Source organism: Pantoea anthophila, assembly GCF_006494375.1.
Lineage (GTDB): Bacteria > Pseudomonadota > Gammaproteobacteria > Enterobacterales > Enterobacteriaceae > Pantoea > Pantoea anthophila.
Genome location: NZ_VHIZ01000064.1, coordinates 104812 through 122320 on the forward strand (window position 1 = coordinate 104812; position 17509 = coordinate 122320).

General features: G+C 55.4%; 14 protein-coding genes. 6 read left to right on the top strand and 8 right to left on the bottom strand.

Going from position 1 to position 17509, the window contains the following annotated elements; genetic code table 11:
- Positions 1–3 precede the first annotated feature (3 nt).
- From FJW00_RS20895 to FJW00_RS20910, 4 genes are all read right to left on the bottom strand, one after another.
- A complete protein-coding gene (locus tag FJW00_RS20895) occupies positions 4–1212 on the bottom strand; it encodes an MFS transporter (protein ID WP_140925564.1) in 1209 nt (402 codons plus the stop codon).
- The gene (locus FJW00_RS20900; protein ID WP_140925565.1) at positions 1209–2072 is read right to left on the bottom strand and encodes a hypothetical protein; all 864 of its coding nucleotides are present in this window, start codon (positions 2070–2072) and stop codon (positions 1209–1211) included. Before FJW00_RS20900 ends, FJW00_RS20895 begins: the two co-directional genes overlap by 4 nt.
- 239 nt (positions 2073–2311) lie before the next feature.
- Entirely contained in the window at positions 2312–4543 is a 2232-nt protein-coding gene (katG, locus tag FJW00_RS20905; protein WP_111208604.1) for a catalase/peroxidase HPI, read from the bottom strand.
- 413 nt (positions 4544–4956) lie between these two features.
- Complete coding sequence (locus FJW00_RS20910) at positions 4957–5979, bottom strand: LLM class flavin-dependent oxidoreductase (RefSeq protein WP_046102167.1); 1023 nt, start codon at positions 5977–5979, stop codon at positions 4957–4959.
- 219 nt (positions 5980–6198) lie between these two features.
- Between FJW00_RS20910 and FJW00_RS20915 the strand changes: the two genes are divergently transcribed.
- The 3 genes from FJW00_RS20915 to FJW00_RS20925 all read left to right on the top strand — a co-directional run bounded on the left by FJW00_RS20915 (position 6199) and on the right by FJW00_RS20925 (position 9234).
- The gene (locus FJW00_RS20915; RefSeq protein ID WP_140925566.1) at positions 6199–6972 is read left to right on the top strand and encodes a phosphate/phosphite/phosphonate ABC transporter substrate-binding protein; all 774 of its coding nucleotides are present in this window, start codon (positions 6199–6201) and stop codon (positions 6970–6972) included.
- Between the two features lie 153 nt (positions 6973–7125).
- Positions 7126–8040, top strand: a complete 915-nt coding sequence (locus FJW00_RS20920; protein ID WP_140925567.1) for a ketopantoate reductase family protein — start codon at positions 7126–7128, stop codon at positions 8038–8040.
- Between the two features lie 132 nt (positions 8041–8172).
- Positions 8173–9234: a LacI family DNA-binding transcriptional regulator gene (locus FJW00_RS20925; RefSeq protein ID WP_140028958.1), complete on the top strand. Its 1062-nt coding sequence runs from the start codon at positions 8173–8175 to the stop codon at positions 9232–9234.
- A 96-nt stretch (positions 9235–9330) separates the two neighbouring features.
- Here the strand turns inward: FJW00_RS20925 and tmaR are convergent, their stop codons facing one another.
- The 3 genes from tmaR to dacD form a co-directional block, all read right to left on the bottom strand.
- Positions 9331–9657, bottom strand: a complete 327-nt coding sequence (gene tmaR / locus FJW00_RS20930; protein WP_004571340.1) for a PTS system regulator TmaR — start codon at positions 9655–9657, stop codon at positions 9331–9333.
- Positions 9658–9817: 160 nt separating this feature from the next.
- On the bottom strand, positions 9818–10876 hold the full coding sequence (locus FJW00_RS20935; RefSeq protein WP_058956660.1) for an FUSC family protein: 1059 nt from the start codon (positions 10874–10876) through the stop codon (positions 9818–9820).
- 261 nt (positions 10877–11137) lie between these two features.
- Positions 11138–12301: a serine-type D-Ala-D-Ala carboxypeptidase DacD gene (gene dacD, locus FJW00_RS20940; RefSeq protein WP_009089351.1), complete on the bottom strand. Its 1164-nt coding sequence runs from the start codon at positions 12299–12301 to the stop codon at positions 11138–11140.
- 528 nt (positions 12302–12829) lie between these two features.
- On the opposite strand from dacD, the gene FJW00_RS20945 reads away from it, so the two are divergent.
- The 3 genes from FJW00_RS20945 to sbcB all read left to right on the top strand — a co-directional run bounded on the left by FJW00_RS20945 (position 12830) and on the right by sbcB (position 16094).
- A complete protein-coding gene (locus FJW00_RS20945) occupies positions 12830–13351 on the top strand; it encodes a DUF2778 domain-containing protein (protein WP_046102169.1) in 522 nt (173 codons plus the stop codon).
- A gap of 242 nt (positions 13352–13593) precedes the next feature.
- Positions 13594–14085, top strand: coding sequence for an Hcp family type VI secretion system effector (locus tag FJW00_RS20955; RefSeq protein ID WP_140925569.1), 492 nt, complete (start codon positions 13594–13596; stop codon positions 14083–14085).
- A 581-nt stretch (positions 14086–14666) separates the two neighbouring features.
- Positions 14667–16094, top strand: a complete 1428-nt coding sequence (gene sbcB, locus FJW00_RS20960) for an exodeoxyribonuclease I (protein ID WP_140925570.1) — start codon at positions 14667–14669, stop codon at positions 16092–16094.
- Between the two features lie 56 nt (positions 16095–16150).
- Here the strand turns inward: sbcB and FJW00_RS20965 are convergent, their stop codons facing one another.
- Positions 16151–17506, bottom strand: a complete 1356-nt coding sequence (locus FJW00_RS20965) for a GntP family transporter (protein ID WP_111208601.1) — start codon at positions 17504–17506, stop codon at positions 16151–16153.
- Positions 17507–17509: the final 3 nt, after the last annotated feature.

Consider the following 17509-nt stretch of genomic DNA (forward strand, 5'->3'; position numbering starts at 1 on the left):
GATTCAGGAGCCTCTGGCTGTTACCACCCTGTTTTTCTGGCGAATGCCGGTAAGGTATAAAGCACATCCCAGCAGGGCGAACAGAATCAGTAAATAGAAGATGGCGGATGGCGGGATAAGATGACTATTGAGCAGGTAGCCGAACAGAATCGCGTTAGCTCCGCCCCCTAGCATTGCAATATTTTGCACACCGAAATAGGCCCCTTTCATATCGTCTCTGGCAATAGAGTCGATAAAAAGAAACTCCGACGGCACAAGCACCACCTCGCCTAATGAAAAAAGTACGGTACCGACAATCCAGAACAGGGTCAGCTCAGAGACGTGATAGAAATATAACCCCATCACCAGTAACCCGGTTCCGATCATCACGCTAAATACCATATTTTTTCGGGTAATCTTTTTGCCAATAACGTACTGCAACAGAATGACCGTTGCTGCGTTGATACTGACAATCAGCGTAATTAACCTCAGCGCTTCTGCCTCGCTGACCACATAGCCCAGATACTGCGATAAATACGTCGCAAAACGGGCATAGACCAGTGCACTGAACAGCCCCCCCAGGGTAAAAAGCTGCAACCGATAATCGCTGATTAACACGCTGACTGTCTCCCTGAGGCTGGTTTTCGGCCCGTTAACGGGAGAGGTGATGTGCAGATGCGCATCGTAACGTCGGTAATAGAAGCTGAGTATGCAGAGCGAAATAAAACTCAACCCTGCGGACAGCCACATCGGCGCATGTACGGCATAGTGACTGGCAAGAATACCGAGAACCGGCGCACTGCAAAAAGCGATATTGATCAGGGTATAGGTAACAGAAAAGGCGGCGCCCCGTTGGCTCTCAGGCAATAAACCTGACAGAAGCGATTTCACTGCGAGGTGCATGGTCGTGAAGGCGACCTCAATCATGACCAGTAAAATAAAAACCTGAATGAAATGTTGGGCCCGCGTTAATAAGCCATAGACAATAACCGAGATGAGCGTCGCCAGAAAAAGCGACCGCTGAGGAGTGAAGCGATCAACCAGCATGCCGCACCAGACACCCGCCACCGTGGCGATCACCAGACTGCCTCCCAGTGCATAGCCTGTCATCAGCGGATTAAACTGCAGCGTCTGTGAGAGATAAATAGGGAAAAACGTGAAGGTGAGTGCTCTGCTGAAATGTAATATGAAATCCAGAATAAAGAGCGGCCATAAAAAGGCAGTCCTGATCATAGTGGCATTGCTCCTTCAGATAATAAGGTAAGACTTTCCAGCGCGGCAACACGGTCAACGGGCTGACCCAGCGTTTCAAGTGTGAGCGCTAATGCATTCACCAGGCGAAAAACATTTTCTGCACGACACTGTTCACCCATCTGACCAATACGTAACAGCGGTGAACCAAATGACGCTGAGATCTCAATCTTATGCTCTACAAGAAGATGTTCAATCAGATCTGGAGAGGCTATCCCGGCAGGAAGAAAAAATCCGACTACCGCATTTAATCTGGTCACTTCCGGAGCTGCCAGAGCCAAGCCCAGCTGAAGCAAAGCGTGTTGCAGGCCTCGTGAACTGTTGCGATGACGAATGATGCGAACAGAAAGAGTTTCGGCGTTTAACAGGCGCAATGCTTCATGCAGGGCAAAGATGGATTCCCCAGCCTGTAGCTGGACTATTCGGGTTAGCGCCACCCAGGCGGTAAGCCCTGTTCCCCCCAAAACACTCAGCCAGGCCCGTAAAGGCACGCCCTCAATGGGTTGGATTACTCTGACCTCATCAGGTTTTACCTGAGCATAGGTGCGCCAGCCCTCTCGATGAAAAACCCAGTCACCCGGCACAAGACGCGGGGTAGCAGACTGGACCACCTGCCCGATCGTTCTGCCTTCCAGCGGCGTATTCAGTTCCCAGTCTCCATCCATGCACTCTCTCATATAAGGGTCGACTGAAAAATGCACATTTTTGACCCAGGCAGCCCCCTCCTCCAGCGGTTCCAGAGGTTGCTCAACAAAGCGAAAATGCTCAGCTAACGGCTCGCCATTCGGGCGAGAAACCTGATAGACAAAGGTGTTCGTTGCTTCATACCGATCCTTACTCATAACCGCACATCCATCAGATTTGTTAATAATAATGTCACTCTATTCCCTTAAATCTCCTTTTCCAAAATACCGATTAAGCAATAACATTTATGTTTTTTGTTCAACTCTGTTTCATCGCTGGCAGGCTGGTGAAAGATAATGTCCGACAGAAGCTTTGGAATTGCTGTCTCGCAGCTGTTTTCAGACAAAAAAAAACCCGCTGACATCAGCGGGTTCAGATTTCACAACATCAACAGCTATCAGAGTTCAAAGCGATCCAGATTCATCACTTTGGTCCAGGCGGCCACAAAGTCTTTGACGAATTTTTCACGGGCGTCGCTGCTGGCGTAAACTTCCGCCGAGGCGCGTAACACCGCGTTGGAGCCGAACACCAGATCGGCGCGGGTCGCGGTGTAGCGGGTTTCACCGCTGACGCGATCGCGTCCGATAAAGGACTCGTTGCTCGCATCGGCAGCCTTCCACTCGGTGCGCATATCCAGCAGATTGACAAAGAAGTCCGTGTTCAGCGAACCCACCTTGTCCGTGAAGATGCCGTGCTGGCTGCCATCGAAATTAGCGCCCAGAGCACGCATCCCGCCCACCAGTACCGTTAACTCCGGCACGGTCAGGGTCAGCTGCTGCGCCTTGTCGATCAGCAGGTTTTCGGTGGTGGTTTTGCCGAAGCCGGTGCCGTAGTTACGGAAACCATCGGCACGCGGTTTAAGCAGGTTGAACGACTCAATGTCGGTCTGATCCTGACGCGCATCGACACGTCCTGGCGTAAAGGGCACGTCGACGGTCACGCCTGCCGCTTTCGCCGCCTGCTCAACCCCGACAACACCGGCCAGCACAATCACATCCGCCAGCGAAGCCTTGTTCACTTCACGCTGAACCGCTTCCAGCGTCGGCAGCACGCGCGCCGCAACGGCGTTAACGTCCCACTCGCGCTGCGGCAGCAGTGCCAGTCGGGCACCGTTGGCACCACCCCGTTTGTCGCCACCGCGGAAGGTTGACGCCGAGGCCCAGGCAACGGAAACCAGCTCGCTGACGCTGAGACCGGATGCGGCAATCTTCTCTTTCAGCTGCGCAATATCCGCGACGGTCGGATGATAAACCGGTGCAGGCAGCGGATCCTGCCAGATCAGATCTTCCTGTGGTACTTCAGGTCCGATGTAGCGCGCTTTCGGCCCCATATCACGGTGCGTCAGCTTAAACCATGCACGGGCAAACGCTTCGTTGAACGCCTGCGGGTCGTTGAGGAAGCGACGCGAAATTTTTTCAAATTCCGGATCAAAACGCAGCGTCAGGTCGGTCACCAGCATGGTCGGCTTATGTTTTTTCGCCGTGTCAAAGGCATCCGGGATAATTTCCGGCGCATTGACCGCTTCAAACTGGATAGCGCCTGCCGGGCTGCGCGTCTGCACCCACTCATATTTGAACAGGTTCTCGAAGAAATAGTTGCTCCACTGGGTAGGCGTCTGCGACCAGATCACTTCCAGGCCAGAGGTAATCGCATCGGCACCTACGCCGCTGCCGTGGCTGTTGACCCAGCCCAGACCCTGCGCTTCAATCGGGGCGGTTTCCGGGTCGACACCGACATGGCTGGCCGGAGCGGCACCGTGGGTTTTACCCAGCGTGTGGCCACCCGCAATCAGTGCCACGATCTCTTCGTCGTTCATGCCCATATTGCCAAAGGTGGCACGAATAGCCGGGGCGGCAGAAGCGGGATCGCCACTGTGTTCCGGGCCTTCCGGGTTAACGTAAATCAGACCCATCTCGGTCGCGCCAAGCGGTGACTGCGCCAGCGATTCCGGATGACGGTGTTCCAGCCAGGTCGCTTCTTCGCCCCAGTTCACATCCATATCCGGTTCCCAGACATCTTCACGTCCGGCACCAAAGCCAAAGGTGCGGAAGCCGGAATTTTCCAGCGCGACGTTACCCGCCAGGATGTAGAGGTCGGCCCAGGAGATCTTCTGACCATACTTCTGTTTTACCGGCCACAGCAGGCGGCGGGCTTTATCCAGGCTGACGTTGTCCGGCCAGGAGTTTAACGGAGCGAAACGTTGCTGACCACGACCTGAACCACCACGTCCGTCCACGGAGCGATAGGTTCCGGCGCTGTGCCAGGCCATACGAATAAAGAGACCGATATAGCTGCCCCAGTCAGCGGGCCACCAGGCCTGTGACTCCGTGAGCAACCCTTTGATGTCCGCTTTCAGCGCTGAGTAGTCTAATTTTGCAAATTCTTTGCGGTAATCGAAGGATTCATCAAGGGGGTTTGAACGGGATGAGTGCTGATTCAGCAGGTCAACGCGCAGCTGATTAGGCCACCAGTCACGGTTCGTTGTTCCGCCGCCCGGCGCCTGATTTGGCTGCGCTGACTTCCCTGCATGAAAGGGGCATTTGCCCGCTGGTGCTTCGCGGTCAGCTTCACGGTCGGCTTCGACGATTGGCTTTGCATCTTTTGCATCTTCATCAATGGAATTGCTCATGGTCACACCTCTTTTTGTATTTTCATCGCTACTCTATAGAGGATTTTCAGGCAGGCACACCTGTCTTATCCTATATGATTGATAGCCTACCCCTTTGAATAAGGTCTTATTTAACAGCTCCCAACGATGGCAAACGGCTGTTATCCGCGTCAGCTTCAGCGAAACGACACCGTTCTTCATCAGACTATTCTGACAAAACGCGTTTAACAACCGGCTGATGAAAGAGTTGCTGACCGGTGACGCAATCCGGTGCATTAAGCGCGCATGCTCTGTTGCCAGAACAGTCTGGAAAAGGCGTGGGGATACAGAGAAAAAAGAACAGGCAGAGCGGAAGAGAAAAGAGGTGGGGCTGACGAGGGGATCGGATCAGGAATAAAACCGCAGCGCCCTCCGCAGGAGAGCGCTGCCGGTCATTAACGCCAGCCCAGCTCCGGGGCTACGTACTTCAGAATCGCTTCAATCACATGGGCGTTATAAGCCACACCCAGCTGATTTGGCACGGTAAGCAGCAGCGTATCGGCTTCAGCAATCGCCTCATCCTGCGCCAGTTGCTTAATCAATACCTCTGGCTCAGCGGCATAGCTGCGGCCAAAGATGGCGCGGGTTTTCTCATCGAGAAAACCGACAGAGTCACGGTCGTTGCCACTGCGGCCAAAGTAAGCGCGGTCCATGTCGTTGACCAGCGCAAAGATGCTGCGGCTGACAGAGACACGAGGGGTATGCTGATGCCCCGCCGCTTTCCAGGCTTCACGGTAGGCGCGGATCTGCTTCGCCTGCTGAATGTGGAACGGCTCGCCCGTTTCATCATCTTTCAGCGTCGAACTCTGCAGGTTCATGCCCATTTTCGCCGCCCACTCCGCCGTTGCGTTGGAGCCGGAGCCCCACCAGATACGGTCGCGTAACCCTTCAGACAGCGGCTCCGGGCGCAGCAGACCTGGCGGGTTCGGGAACATCGGCTGAGGGTTCGGCTTAGCAAAGCCTTCTCCACGCAGCACCTCCAGAAACTCCTCGGTGTGACGACGGCCCATATCGGCATCGCTTTCCCCTGGTTTAGGTTCAAAACCAAAGTAGCGCCAGCCATCAATCACCTGCTCCGGTGAGCCGCGGCTCAGACCAAGCTGCAGACGACCGTTGGAGATCAGATCGGCCGCGCTGGCATCTTCCACCATATAGAGCGGGTTTTCGTAACGCATGTCGATTACGCCAGTGCCGATCTCAATCCGGCTGGTGCGTGCCGCGACCGCCGCCAGCAGCGGAAACGGTGAGCTGAGCTGACGGGCAAAGTGGTGGACACGGAAGTAAGCGCCATCGGCACCCAGCTCTTCCGCGGCAACCGCTAAGTCGATCGACTGCAGTAATACATCCTGCGCCGTGCGGGTGGCAGACTGTGAAGAGGGGGTCCAGTGACCAAAAGATAAGAAGCCGATATTTTTCATCTGTCATTCTCCTGACGGGATAAACGCCCGTGGATGTAAAGCAATTTCTGATAGGCAAAGGTTACGCCCTCCGCGCCACAACTGATAGTCAATATCTTTCAGCGCTATATTCAGGAATTTCGACATAGCCAGGCTGATTATCTGCTTTGCTTATTTATCCCCTGATGCAGCCCGATCTTCGCGCGGGGGGACTACCCTATCCTGACCGGGAGAAACCTGATGACTAACCGGCTCGCGCTGCCCATGTACGCGATTCACCCGCCTGCCACCCGGGCGCTGATACAGGCCATTAAGACGCTGCTGGCCCGGCGTGGCATAGAAGCGCAGCCGGTCTGGCCTGACGACCTGCAGGCACACTGGCAGGATGCGCATCTGCTGCTGAGTCAGACCTGTGGCTATCCACTGGTCACCCGGCTTACCGCGGTCCATCCTGTCGGCACCTTTCACTATCGGGCGCCCGGCTGCAGCGGTCGCGACTATCGTAGCTGGCTGGTGGCGCGGGATGAACAGGCGACGCTGGCCGATTTCACTGACCAGCGGGCGGTGGCGAACAGCCTGGACTCTCACTCCGGCTATAACGCACTGCGGTTTGTCGCGGCGCGTCAGGGCGTCACCTTTTCTCAGCTCATCCTGAGCGGGGGGCATCGCCGGTCGCTGGCTGCGTTGCAGCAAGGCGATGCCGATATTGCTGCGATCGACTGCGTCAGCTGGGCGCTGCTGGCGCGTTATGAACCGGAAGCACTGGATGGCCTGCATATAATCGGTGAAACACCCCGGGCACCCGGACTGCCGCTGATCACGGCAGCGTCAACCTCCTCCACCCGGCTGGCACATCTCCGGCTGGCGCTGCATCAACTGGTGCAGGAGACGGCCTGGCGTGGCGTCTGCAACGACAATCTGATCGGCGGATTCAGCCCGGCAGAGCGGGACGATTATCAGATTGTGCTGGACTGGGAGCATGACGCGGCTGCGCAGGGCCTCCCCCGGCTTTAACGTTTTACGCCCTTCCGGCCCGCCGCTCCGTCAACGAAAGCCCTGCTCTGCCCGTCGGTGACGACCCGCATCGATCCTTTTCTGCTGACGTCAGCACTGGTAAGCCCGCTCACACCGCTTTAAGGTAGAGGTTTTCAGCAACGGGAGATGCAGATGCGCATTCTGATGGCAGGAGCCGGCGCGACCGGCGGATATTTTGGTGCCCGACTGGCTCAGGCGGGTCAGGACGTCACGTTTCTGGTGCGCGAACGCCGTTTTCAGCAGCTGCAGACGAATGGACTGGTGTTACAGACGCCGCAGGGAACGGAAAAGCTGGAGCCGCAGCTGATCCAGGCCCGCTCGCTGAGCGACCACTATGACCTGATCATAATTACCGTAAAGAGTTTTGCGCTTGAACAGCTCATGGAGGATATCGCGCCTGCGGTCGGCCCTGACACGCTGATCATGCCGATTCTCAACGGGATGCGACACATCGCGACACTGCAGCAGCGTTTCGGTGACAATAAGGTGATAGGCGGCCTGTGCAAAATCAACGCCACGCTGGGTGACAGCGGTGAAGTGATCCAGATGACACCGCTGCATCAGCTTTATTACGGTGCGCTGGATGGCAATAACGATGCGCGCCTGCAGCGGGTTGACGCCGCCCTGCGCACCAGTCAGGTCGATAACCGCTTCAGCGATAACATTATGGATGAGCTGTGGGAGAAGTGGCTGCTGCTGAGTACGCTCGGGGCGGTCTGCTGCCTGGCGCGTGGCGATACGCAGCAGATACTGACCACCCGCGGGGGCGAAGCGCTGCTGCAGGGGATCTTCAGCGAGATTCTGGCGGTGATTTCCGCCGAGGGGTATCAGCCGCGTCCGGCCGTCACCGCCCGCATTTTTGAACTGCTGAATAACCCGGAGACCCCGATGACCTCCTCGATGTATCGTGACCTGACTCAGGGATTTGATATCGAAGCCGATCAGGTGATCGGTGACCTGCTGCTGCGGGCAAAACGAAAAGGTCTGATGACTCCGCTGCTTAACGCGGTCGATGTGAATCTGCAGGTCTATCTGCAGCAGCGCTAAGCCGGATAGCGATAATCCGTTCTGACCGGGGCCGCATGGGTCCCGGCTGGCAAAAGAGTGAATGTGTAATGAGCAGCAGCAGTGTGGCAGGAAATTTTGTTACACTCGGCGCTTCATCTTTTGGAGAGTGCAATGACTTCCCGCTCCGTGACCCTTGATGATGTCGCGCAACTGGCCGGCGTCTCATACCAAACCGTTTCACGTGTTTTAAACCGTTCTGAACAGGTGTCAGCCCGCACGCGGGAAAGGGTTGAGGCGGCGATGCAGCAGCTCAATTATGTGCCTAATCGCGTGGCACAGCAGCTGGCAGGCAAGGCGACGCGCACGCTGGGTCTGGCTACCAGCGACCTGGCGCTGATGGCACCGGCTCAGATCGCCTCGGCGATCCAGCAACGGGCCGCCGCCGCGGGGTATCATCTGGTGATTGCGATGGAGAGCGGTCATGATGCGGCCGCTACCGTGAATGAACTGCTGGCGCAGCGGGTTGACGGACTGCTGATCAACCTGCCGCTGGCGGCAGATGAGGCGCAGCAGATTCAGCTGTTGTGTGGCAGTAAGCCGGTGCTGTTTCTGGATGTCGAACCGCGTGCCGCGGTGGCGCAGTGTCAGTATCCGAACGCCTCCGGCGCGCGCGCCGCGGTTGAACATCTGGTGGCGCTGGGTCATCGCCGGATTGGCCTGCTCAACGGGCCGCTGCGGTCGGTCTCGGCGCGTCAGCGTGAAGCGGCCTGGCTTCAGGCGCTGGCCGATCATCAGCTTACGCCGCACTGTTCTCTGCGCGGCGACTGGAGCGCGCAGTCGGGCTATCAGGCGCTGATGTCGCAGCTGCCGGACGCCCTGCCCCAGGCGCTGCTGGTGGCGAACGATCAGATGGCGCTGGGTGCGATGCGGGCGCTGCATCAGTATGGGGTGGCGATTCCGGGCGAGATCTCAGTGATTGGTTATGATGACACTGCGGAAAGCGCCTGGTATCAGCCGCCGCTGACCACGGTGCGCCAGGATTTGCATTATCTGGGCGCGCAGAGCGTTGAGCGGATGCTGGCCCGGCTGCGCGGCGAAGAGGTTTCTGACGCTGCGCTGGAAACCACGCTGGTTATCCGGGAAACCACCGCCCCGCCAGCCGATAACTCGCTCGATTTAGCTGCGCTGTCCCAGCAGCTTCAGGCGATCGCCCGTCGGCTGTCCGGCCAGTAGCACCAGCTCTGCCAGCCGCCATAAAAAAACCCGCGCCACCGGGGTGGATGCGGGTCATCTTCAGTAACCGGAGCCGCTGCGCTCCGTTATCGGCTATCAGGCTTTCGGATGTTCACCCACGCCCATAGCTTTGATCTTTTTCGACAGCTCGCGACGCTCTTTTGAGAGGTCGGCGTTTTTGATGATGTACTCATCCACGCGATCTTCATAATCCACGCGCATGCTGGCAATGATCTCCTGAATAGCCTCAACGCTCATGCCCGGCTTGATGTATTCGCTCAGGTTGTCGAGCAGCAGAACGCGCTTCTGGTTGTCACGAATTTTCTTCTCGTTGTCGACAATTTCACGCTGCAGTTTGTTTTTGCGGCGGAACATACGCACGAACTCCAGTACGTCCTGAAATGACTGCTTGGCATTTTCCATGATGGCACCTTTCTTTAAGCCTGCTGACGCAGGGATAGAGTCAAAACGATCAGCTTAGCGGCTAGCCCGCCAGGTAAGCAATTTTCACAGCTAAATTCAGACTGGCTCTTATCTTAGCGCAAAGAAACCCCGTTTCACATTAAGTCATTGTCTGAGGTGATTATTTGCGCAGCGCCATCCGCATCAGATCGGTCATCCGCTCCAGCTGTTTCGCCAGTTCCAGCGTCAGCCAGACGTAGCCGTAGATCGGCGTCTCCTCCAGCGCGTCGCTGCCCGCCTCCGCAATCAGGCGCCGCAGTTCATCACTGATTTCGGTGAGTTCATGACTGTTGGCGACCACCTCTTCCGTTTCCCCCTCGATTGCCATGACGGACAGCGCCCGCAGCGTGTTCTCGGTCATCTGCTGGGTGCGGCGTAAGGCGGGTGCATTGAGCATAATCAGGTGACTTTCACGCGACGCCCACCAGGCATTAATCTGCATCTCAATGGTGTAAACCATATTACGGTTAATGGTCTGAATGGCTTCAAGCACCGACTTCGGGATGCGCGTCTCTTTGCTGGACGGCTCCAGCAGCGACCGCATTTTGATGACGCTGCTCAGCAATTTGCCCAGCGGCTTGTTAAGGCGCGGCTTTTCGACCAGATTGGGTGAGAAACCGGCGTGGTAAATTTTTGCCATCTCCGCCAGCGTGTCAGAGAGCTGGATGCGCCAGTGGGTATAGGCGCGCTGCGCCCAGATAGCGGTGAACAGCAGCGCCATCAGCGACCCCAGAATCACATCCCCGCCGCGCCACAGCGCCATCGTGAAGTCACCGGTCGGTGCCCCGACGACGACGCTGAGCGTAATCCCGATCAGCAACGCCATATAGGGGTGCTTGCCCAGCGTCAGGAAGCCACTGATGAACATGATCATGCCGCACCACGCCAGCATCATCGGCATGGAGATCAGCTCCAGCTTTAGCGCAATCAGACCGGAAATCGAGCCGGCTACGGTGCCGCTGATGCGCTGCAGGGCGCGTGGGAAGACGTTTCCCCACGTAGAGATGGGGCCCATCACCACCACCAGCGTAATCAGGGGCCAGGTGCCTTCAGGGATATGAGTGGCCCGGACAAAGATAAAGCAGAGCAAAAAGGCGATGGCAATGCGCACGCCATGGACGGCGCGATAGTGACGGTAAAACCAGAATTCCAGTTTTGAAATGGGTTTATCAGAACGCAAAGTGACTTTCCGGTTGCGGGATTATGTTGCCGCTATCTTAACCCCGAACGGGGTTCAGGCTTAGCCTGCGCCCGCTATTTCCAGACCATTTTGACGTTATCTTACAAATATCAACATCCGGCTCACATTGCTGCCTGTAAATTAAAAACAATTTATTACTGCTCGTTAACTTTGACGGACGCCGGTTCAGACGGGAAGCTGTCCCCCTGTAAAAACGGGCAGCTCAGAGGCTGCCCGTTTCAGTGGTGACCCATTGACCGATCAGAACTTCTGTTTGAGATAGTCGGTCAGGCGGGTAATGACACCGGCGGGTTCAACCGCACTCAGCGCCACCAGCGGATAGTGGGCGATCTCCTGATCTTTATCCATCACCTGAATTTCACCGATCACCTCATTGGCTTTCAGCGGCGCCTCCAGATCTTTGCGGTCGATAACATATTTCGCTTTCACGTTCTGCACTTCACTGCGCGGCAGCGACAGATAGATATCCTCTGCAGTGCCGACCTCGACCTGATGCGGATTGCCGTACCAGACGTTTTCGCTGCCAATCTTCTTACCGGCGTGGAACAGCTGAACGGTATCGAAGGTGTTCTGGCCCCAGACCAGCAGTTTACGCGCCTGCTCTTCACGCCCTTTCGCGCTTTTCCCGCCCATCACGACAGCAATCAGGCGATGCTTACCCACCACGTTAGAGGCGATGATGTTAAACCCGGCCGTTTCGGTGTGGCCGGTTTTCAGCCCGTCGACATGCAGATTATTGTCCCACAGCAGACCATTACGGTTGTTCTGGGTGATGCCATTCCAGGTCAGGGTCTTCTCACTGTACATCGCGTAGAAGTCAGGCTCACCGTCAATAATCGCGCGGGAGAGTTTCGCCATATCCAGTGCGCTGGAGTACTGACCCGGCGCATCCAGACCGTGCACCGTTTCAAAATGGGTATTCTGCAGCCCGAGTTTCTCAACATAGTGGTTCATCATGCCGACGAAATTTGCTTCGCTGCCTGCGACATAATCGGCCAGGGCCACGCAGGCGTCATTCCCGGAATCAATGATGACCCCGCGGCTTAAATCCCGGACGCTCAGCTTATCGCCGGGCTTCAGGAACATCAGCGAGGAGCCTTTGAACACCGGATTTCCGGCCGCCCACGCATCTTTTCCCACCGTAACCATGTCGTCACGGCTGATTTTCTTCTGGTCAATGGCGCGGTCGACCACGTAGCCGGTCATCAGTTTGGTCAGGCTGGCGGGATTGCGGCGCTCATCGGGATTACCGGCAGTCAGAACCTGCCCGGTCATGGCATCCATCAGCACCCAGGAAGCGGCATCAATCGCCGGCGGCGTCACAGGAAACGGGATTGCATCGGCCTGTGCCAGCGAGGCCCAAAAAACAGTAGCGGTAACGGTGAACAGCAGACGCCTTTTCAACACTTCATCCTTAATTACACGGGAGAGAAAATTTCTAAAACGAAACGGAAACAGCCGCACGTTTTACGGCAAAAGCGTTGTGAAGGTTTGAATAAATTGAAAAAAAGTATGAACCGGGGTGCCTCTGCGTTCCTGAGAAGATCCCTTAACTTCAGGCGCATAAGAATATGGTTTACCATAGAGACAGGCCCGGAACCGCTAAAGTGGTTCGGTTACGCTGAATCATTGAGGCGTGTAACAGACAACCATCTTCACTCACCCTGCTGCGTGCAGAGGCGCAGAGAGCGGACAGAAATACGGAAGTGTCTCACTTCAAATCTTATGCTTACCTCTTACCCCCCCTAATTGCGCAGAACATAAGTGCAGTTATTTTAAAGGTATTGACAGCCCGTATCAGATCACTTTTCTGTTTACAATATAACCTGAAGACCTTATTTTTAGTAAGGTTAATTGCTTTGCTATAGCAGGTGGCAGCCAGAGATTTATCCGGTGAGTAATTAACTCTCACTTTTTGCTAAGGGATTGAGCATGGCACTACATGGAAAAATGATTCTCAATGGCGCTGATTACGCGCCATTTAATCTGTACGGCGTTGGGGTTTTTATGGCGCACTCCGGGCTGGGCGTCTATCGAAACAATGCGAATTGCGCAGCTATTCCAGACATTGGCCCCACGCCTCCCGGTAAATACTGGATTGTTGATCGCAGAGAAGGTAACTGGTTCTCTCAAAAAAAAGCAGAAATCCATGATGGACTGAATAAGCTGGTGGGTCGTCGAGAGTTCGGCAGAACTGATTGGTTTGCTCTCTGGCGCGATGACTGGGGGATAGATGATTATACATGGATAGAGGGGGTTGAGCGGGGAAATTTCAGGCTCCATCCAGGAACCGTGTCTAAGGGCTGCATTACCATTGCACACAATTCAGATTTTGCAATGATCAGAAATGCTCTGATGAATACTTCTCTTATTTCTGTTCCCTGTAAACGGTCACTTATGGCACGCGGCTGGGTGGAGGTGGTGGCCGGTGGCTATAAAAAAACTTGCCCGTAGTTTTGTCAGATTAGCTTATTTTGTAGTGCTGTTTTATTGCACTGGCCATGATTTGCCTTCGCCAGAATGTTACATTGACTATGAAATGGCCAGGAAATTAGCATTAATTATCAATGATAATGAAAATGCTGACTCTATATATGATGCCTATTCATATATAGACTTATTTATAATGCTGACTATCAGCACTCTTTTTTATATCGTAACAATGAAGTTAATCAGAAGATTAAGGAGCACTTAGAATGCCAATTCCTCCCTATATGTGGCTTAAGGACGACGGCGGCGCAGATATTAAAGGTTCCGTTGACGTGCAAGATCGTGATGGTAGTATCGAAATTATCGGGCTCAGCCACGGTATAAATCTGCCTGTAGACAGCGCAAACGGTAAAATAACGGGTACGCGGCATCATTCACCCATGATGATAGAAAAAGAGGTTGATAGCTCTACGCCCTATCTCTATAAAGCTGCGGCCACAGGCCAGACACTTAAAAGTGCTGAGATAAAATTTTATAATATTAACGATGCTGGCCAGGAAGTTTGTTATTACAGCGTCTTGATGGAAAACGTTAGAATCACTGGCGTTAATTGTAGCGTCCCTAATGTTAAACTTGAGGGAAATAACAAGATGAATCATACTGAAAGCGTGAGCATTCAGTATGAAAAAATAACGTGGAAGATCGTAGATGGTAATATTCAATATGCAGATGCATGGAATGAAAGACATACGGCGTAATTAATAAAAACCCGGTGAAAGCCGGGTTGATGCTGGCAGATAAAAAGTAAAGCCAATAGCATCGTAAAGGGTTTATGAGTACGGGTATTATTAACCACGCTACCGCACATCCAACTATCACCGATTACCGCGCCATCCTCCTTTTTACTACCAGCCTCCCTGCATCTGCGACCAAAATACACCCAGTATTACAAGTGCTCTAATCCGATTGCAGGCATACTGAAGAGTAAGTGCAGGATATCAACTGAACTCAGCCGCTGGGCTTTTACCGTTCAATTTGTAGGGATACTGAATCAGTATCCCCCTGTTTGACGATATGTGTCCCCGGCCCATCAGCATCTGAAATTTCAGCCGGGCCGGATTATGGTTTACCATATAGGGAGCGTAATTAAGGGTCACTCAGCGCCTTAATAATTTCTGGTACACAGCATAATGTGCTTCTGGTAAGCATCCGGAACACGATGTTGCCGGTATAACAGCGAACAGCAACGAAAGGCAAATGTGAACAAAGCCAGGCAATGAAATGATGAAAATTGTTTTAACTCAGCAAGTTAATGAAAAATGACGAACGGTAACGCACATTGAAAAACGACCCCGGACAACCTACCTTCCTCTTTCACGATTACGAGACCTTCGGCACCAGCCCGTCGCGCGACCGGCCTGCTCAGTTTGCCGGGCTGCGCACTGACAGTGACTTTAATCCGGTGGGTGAACCCGAAGTCTTCTACTGCCGTCTGCCTGATGACTATCTGCCGCAGCCCGAAGCGGTGATGATTACCGGTATCACGCCTCAGGTGGCGATGACGCGCGGCGTGAATGAAGCGGAGTTTGCTGAACGTATCCATTCCCTGTTTACCACGGAACAAACCTGTGTGGTGGGCTACAACAACGTGCGCTTCGACGACGAAGTCACGCGCAATATCTTCTATCGCAACTTCTACGATCCCTATGGCTGGAGCTGGCAGAATGGCAATTCCCGCTGGGACCTGCTCGACGTGATGCGTGCCTGCTATGCGCTGCGGCCGGATGGCATCAACTGGCCGGAGAATGAGGAAGGCTTTCCCAGCTTCCGGCTGGAGCATCTGACTAAAGCCAACGGCGTGGCGCATGAAAATGCGCATGATGCGATGTCCGATGTGTACGCCACGCTGGCGATGGCGAAGCTGGTGAAGGAGAAACAGCCAAAGCTGTTTGAATTTTTGTTCACCCATCGTAACAAGAACAAGCTGATGACGCTGATCGACATCCCGCAGATGAAGCCGCTGGTGCATGTCTCAGGTATGTTCGGTGCCGCGCGCGGGAATACCAGCTGGATTGTGCCGCTGGCCTGGCATCCCGATAACCGGAATGCGCTGATCGTGGTGGATCTGGCGGGTGATATGTCACCGCTGCTGGAACTGGATGCCGCTGCACTGCGTGAGCGTCTCTATACGGCGAAAAACGATCTCGGCGATCTACCGGCCGTGCCGGTTAAACTGGTGCATATCAATAAGTGTCCGGTTCTGGCCCCGGCCAGCACGCTGCGCCCGGAAGATGCTGCCCGGCTGGGCATCGATCGTCAGCACTGTCTGGCGAATCTGGCCCTGCTGCGCCAGCAGCCCGACGTGCGGGAGAAACTGGTGACGCTGTTTGCCGAAGCCGAGCCGTTTACGCCATCAGACGACGTAGACACGCAACTCTATGATGGCTTCTTCAGTGATGCGGATCGCGCGGGGATGAACATCATCCGCCAGACCGCCCCGGCGAATCTGCCGGCGCTGGACCTGACCTTCGAGAGTGCGCGGGTGGCGAAACTGCTGTTCCGCTACCGGGCGCGTAATTTCCCCGGCACGCTGGATGATGCCGAGCAGCAGCGCTGGCTGCAGCATCGGCGTGAAGTGCTTAACAGCGATCAGGTGCAGGCGTTTATGCAGGAGCTGGAGTCGCTCGCCAGTCTGCATGAAGCCGATGCGGAAAAACTCGGACAGCTGAAAGCGCTCTATCTCTACGCGCAGGATCTGGTCTCCTGAATCCTGAATGCCACCCGGCATCCTCTGCCGGGTCCGGCACCGGGCTGTGTCGTGGATTACAGCAGCGTCCACGCCAGCCAGGTCAGGGCGAAACCGCTCAGCCCCATTAAGGTGGTCAGTACCGTCCAGGTGCGCAGGCCGTCAGCCACTGACAGCCCAAGATAGCGCGTCACCACCCAGAAACCTGCGTCATTGACATGTGACAGTCCCAGCCCGCCAAAGCAGGCCGCCAGCGTCACCAGTACCCGCTGCATGTCCGATACGCCGGTCACCGCCTGCGTCAGCAATCCGCTGGTTGTCAGGATCGCCACCGTGGCGGAGCCCTGTGACGCACGCAGCGCCAGCGACAGGATGAACGCAGCAGGCACCAGCGGCAGATGCAGTGTCTCAAGCGTGACCGCCAGCGCTTTGCCGACGCCCGACTCCACCAGCACTTTGCCGAAAGCGCCACCGGCACCCGCCACCAGTATCACACTGGCGGAGGTGGGGATCGCCCGGCCGGTCAGGTCTTCCAGCTTATCTTTGCTCCAGCCACGGCGTACCCCCAGCAGCCAGGCCGCCAGGCCCAGAGCAATCAGCAGAGCAATGGGCGGGGTACCGATTACGGTCATCACGCTCCGCAGCAGATTGCCCTCATCCATCAGGGTGTGGGACAGCGTGCCCAGCACGATCAGGACAATCGGCACCACAATCAGCCCGCTGATGGTCAGCGCGCCAGGCGGTGCGGGCTCATTCTTCTTTTCCTGTCCCTCGGGTTTTGCCATCTGCAGCTGTTCGAGCACGTCCACTGAAAGATGATAGTGGCGACGGTTCATCACCTTCGCCACGTAGTAGCCGATGATCCCGACCGGAATCGAAATGGCGATACCCAGCATCATCAGCCAGCCCATGTCGGTGTGCAGGATCCCCGCGGCGGCGGCGGCACCGGGATGGGTCGGCAGCGCCACGTGCACCGTCAGCATCACGCCCGCCATCGGCAGGCCAAACTTCAGGGGTGAGACCCGCGCCACTTTGGTAAATCCATAGATCAGCGGGATAACAATGATGAAGCCTACTTCAAAAAAGACCGGGATTCCGAGGATAAAAGCCGCCATGGTCAGGGCCGCCACGGTCCGTTTTAACCCCAGCGTCTTACTGAAACGCTGCGCCAGCGACTCGGCGCCCCCCGAGGCTTCGATGATCGCGCCGAGCATGGCACCGAGAACGATAATAATGGTGATGTGACCGAGCAGCCCGCCCATACCGGTAACAATCGTCTCCATGATTTTTTCGGCCGGGATGCCCGTGGCGATCGCCACCAGCAGACTGACAATTAACAGGGCGACAAACGGATGGACTTTAGCTTTGATCACCAGCAGCAGTAGGATCACAATGCTGGCGGTCGCTATGGCTAACAGCAGTGCGGTGGACATAGT

Bases quoted from the DNA above. Each gene is read 5' to 3' on its own strand.
- FJW00_RS20910 (WP_046102167.1), bottom strand. From the start codon at position 5,979: ATGAAAAATATCGGCTTCTTATCTTTTGGTCACTGGACCCCCTCTTCA.
- katG (WP_111208604.1), bottom strand. From the start codon at position 4,543: ATGAGCAATTCCATTGATGAAGATGCAAAAGATGCAAAGCCAATCGTC.
- FJW00_RS20945 (WP_046102169.1), top strand. From the start codon at position 12,830: ATGGCACTACATGGAAAAATGATTCTCAATGGCGCTGATTACGCGCCA.
- FJW00_RS20965 (WP_111208601.1), bottom strand. From the start codon at position 17,506: ATGTCCACCGCACTGCTGTTAGCCATAGCGACCGCCAGCATTGTGATC.
- FJW00_RS20915 (WP_140925566.1), top strand. From the start codon at position 6,199: ATGACTAACCGGCTCGCGCTGCCCATGTACGCGATTCACCCGCCTGCC.
- FJW00_RS20920 (WP_140925567.1), top strand. From the start codon at position 7,126: ATGCGCATTCTGATGGCAGGAGCCGGCGCGACCGGCGGATATTTTGGT.
- FJW00_RS20925 (WP_140028958.1), top strand. From the start codon at position 8,173: ATGACTTCCCGCTCCGTGACCCTTGATGATGTCGCGCAACTGGCCGGC.
- tmaR (WP_004571340.1), bottom strand. From the start codon at position 9,657: ATGGAAAATGCCAAGCAGTCATTTCAGGACGTACTGGAGTTCGTGCGT.
- FJW00_RS20900 (WP_140925565.1), bottom strand. From the start codon at position 2,072: ATGAGTAAGGATCGGTATGAAGCAACGAACACCTTTGTCTATCAGGTT.
- FJW00_RS20895 (WP_140925564.1), bottom strand. From the start codon at position 1,212: ATGATCAGGACTGCCTTTTTATGGCCGCTCTTTATTCTGGATTTCATA.
- FJW00_RS20955 (WP_140925569.1), top strand. From the start codon at position 13,594: ATGCCAATTCCTCCCTATATGTGGCTTAAGGACGACGGCGGCGCAGAT.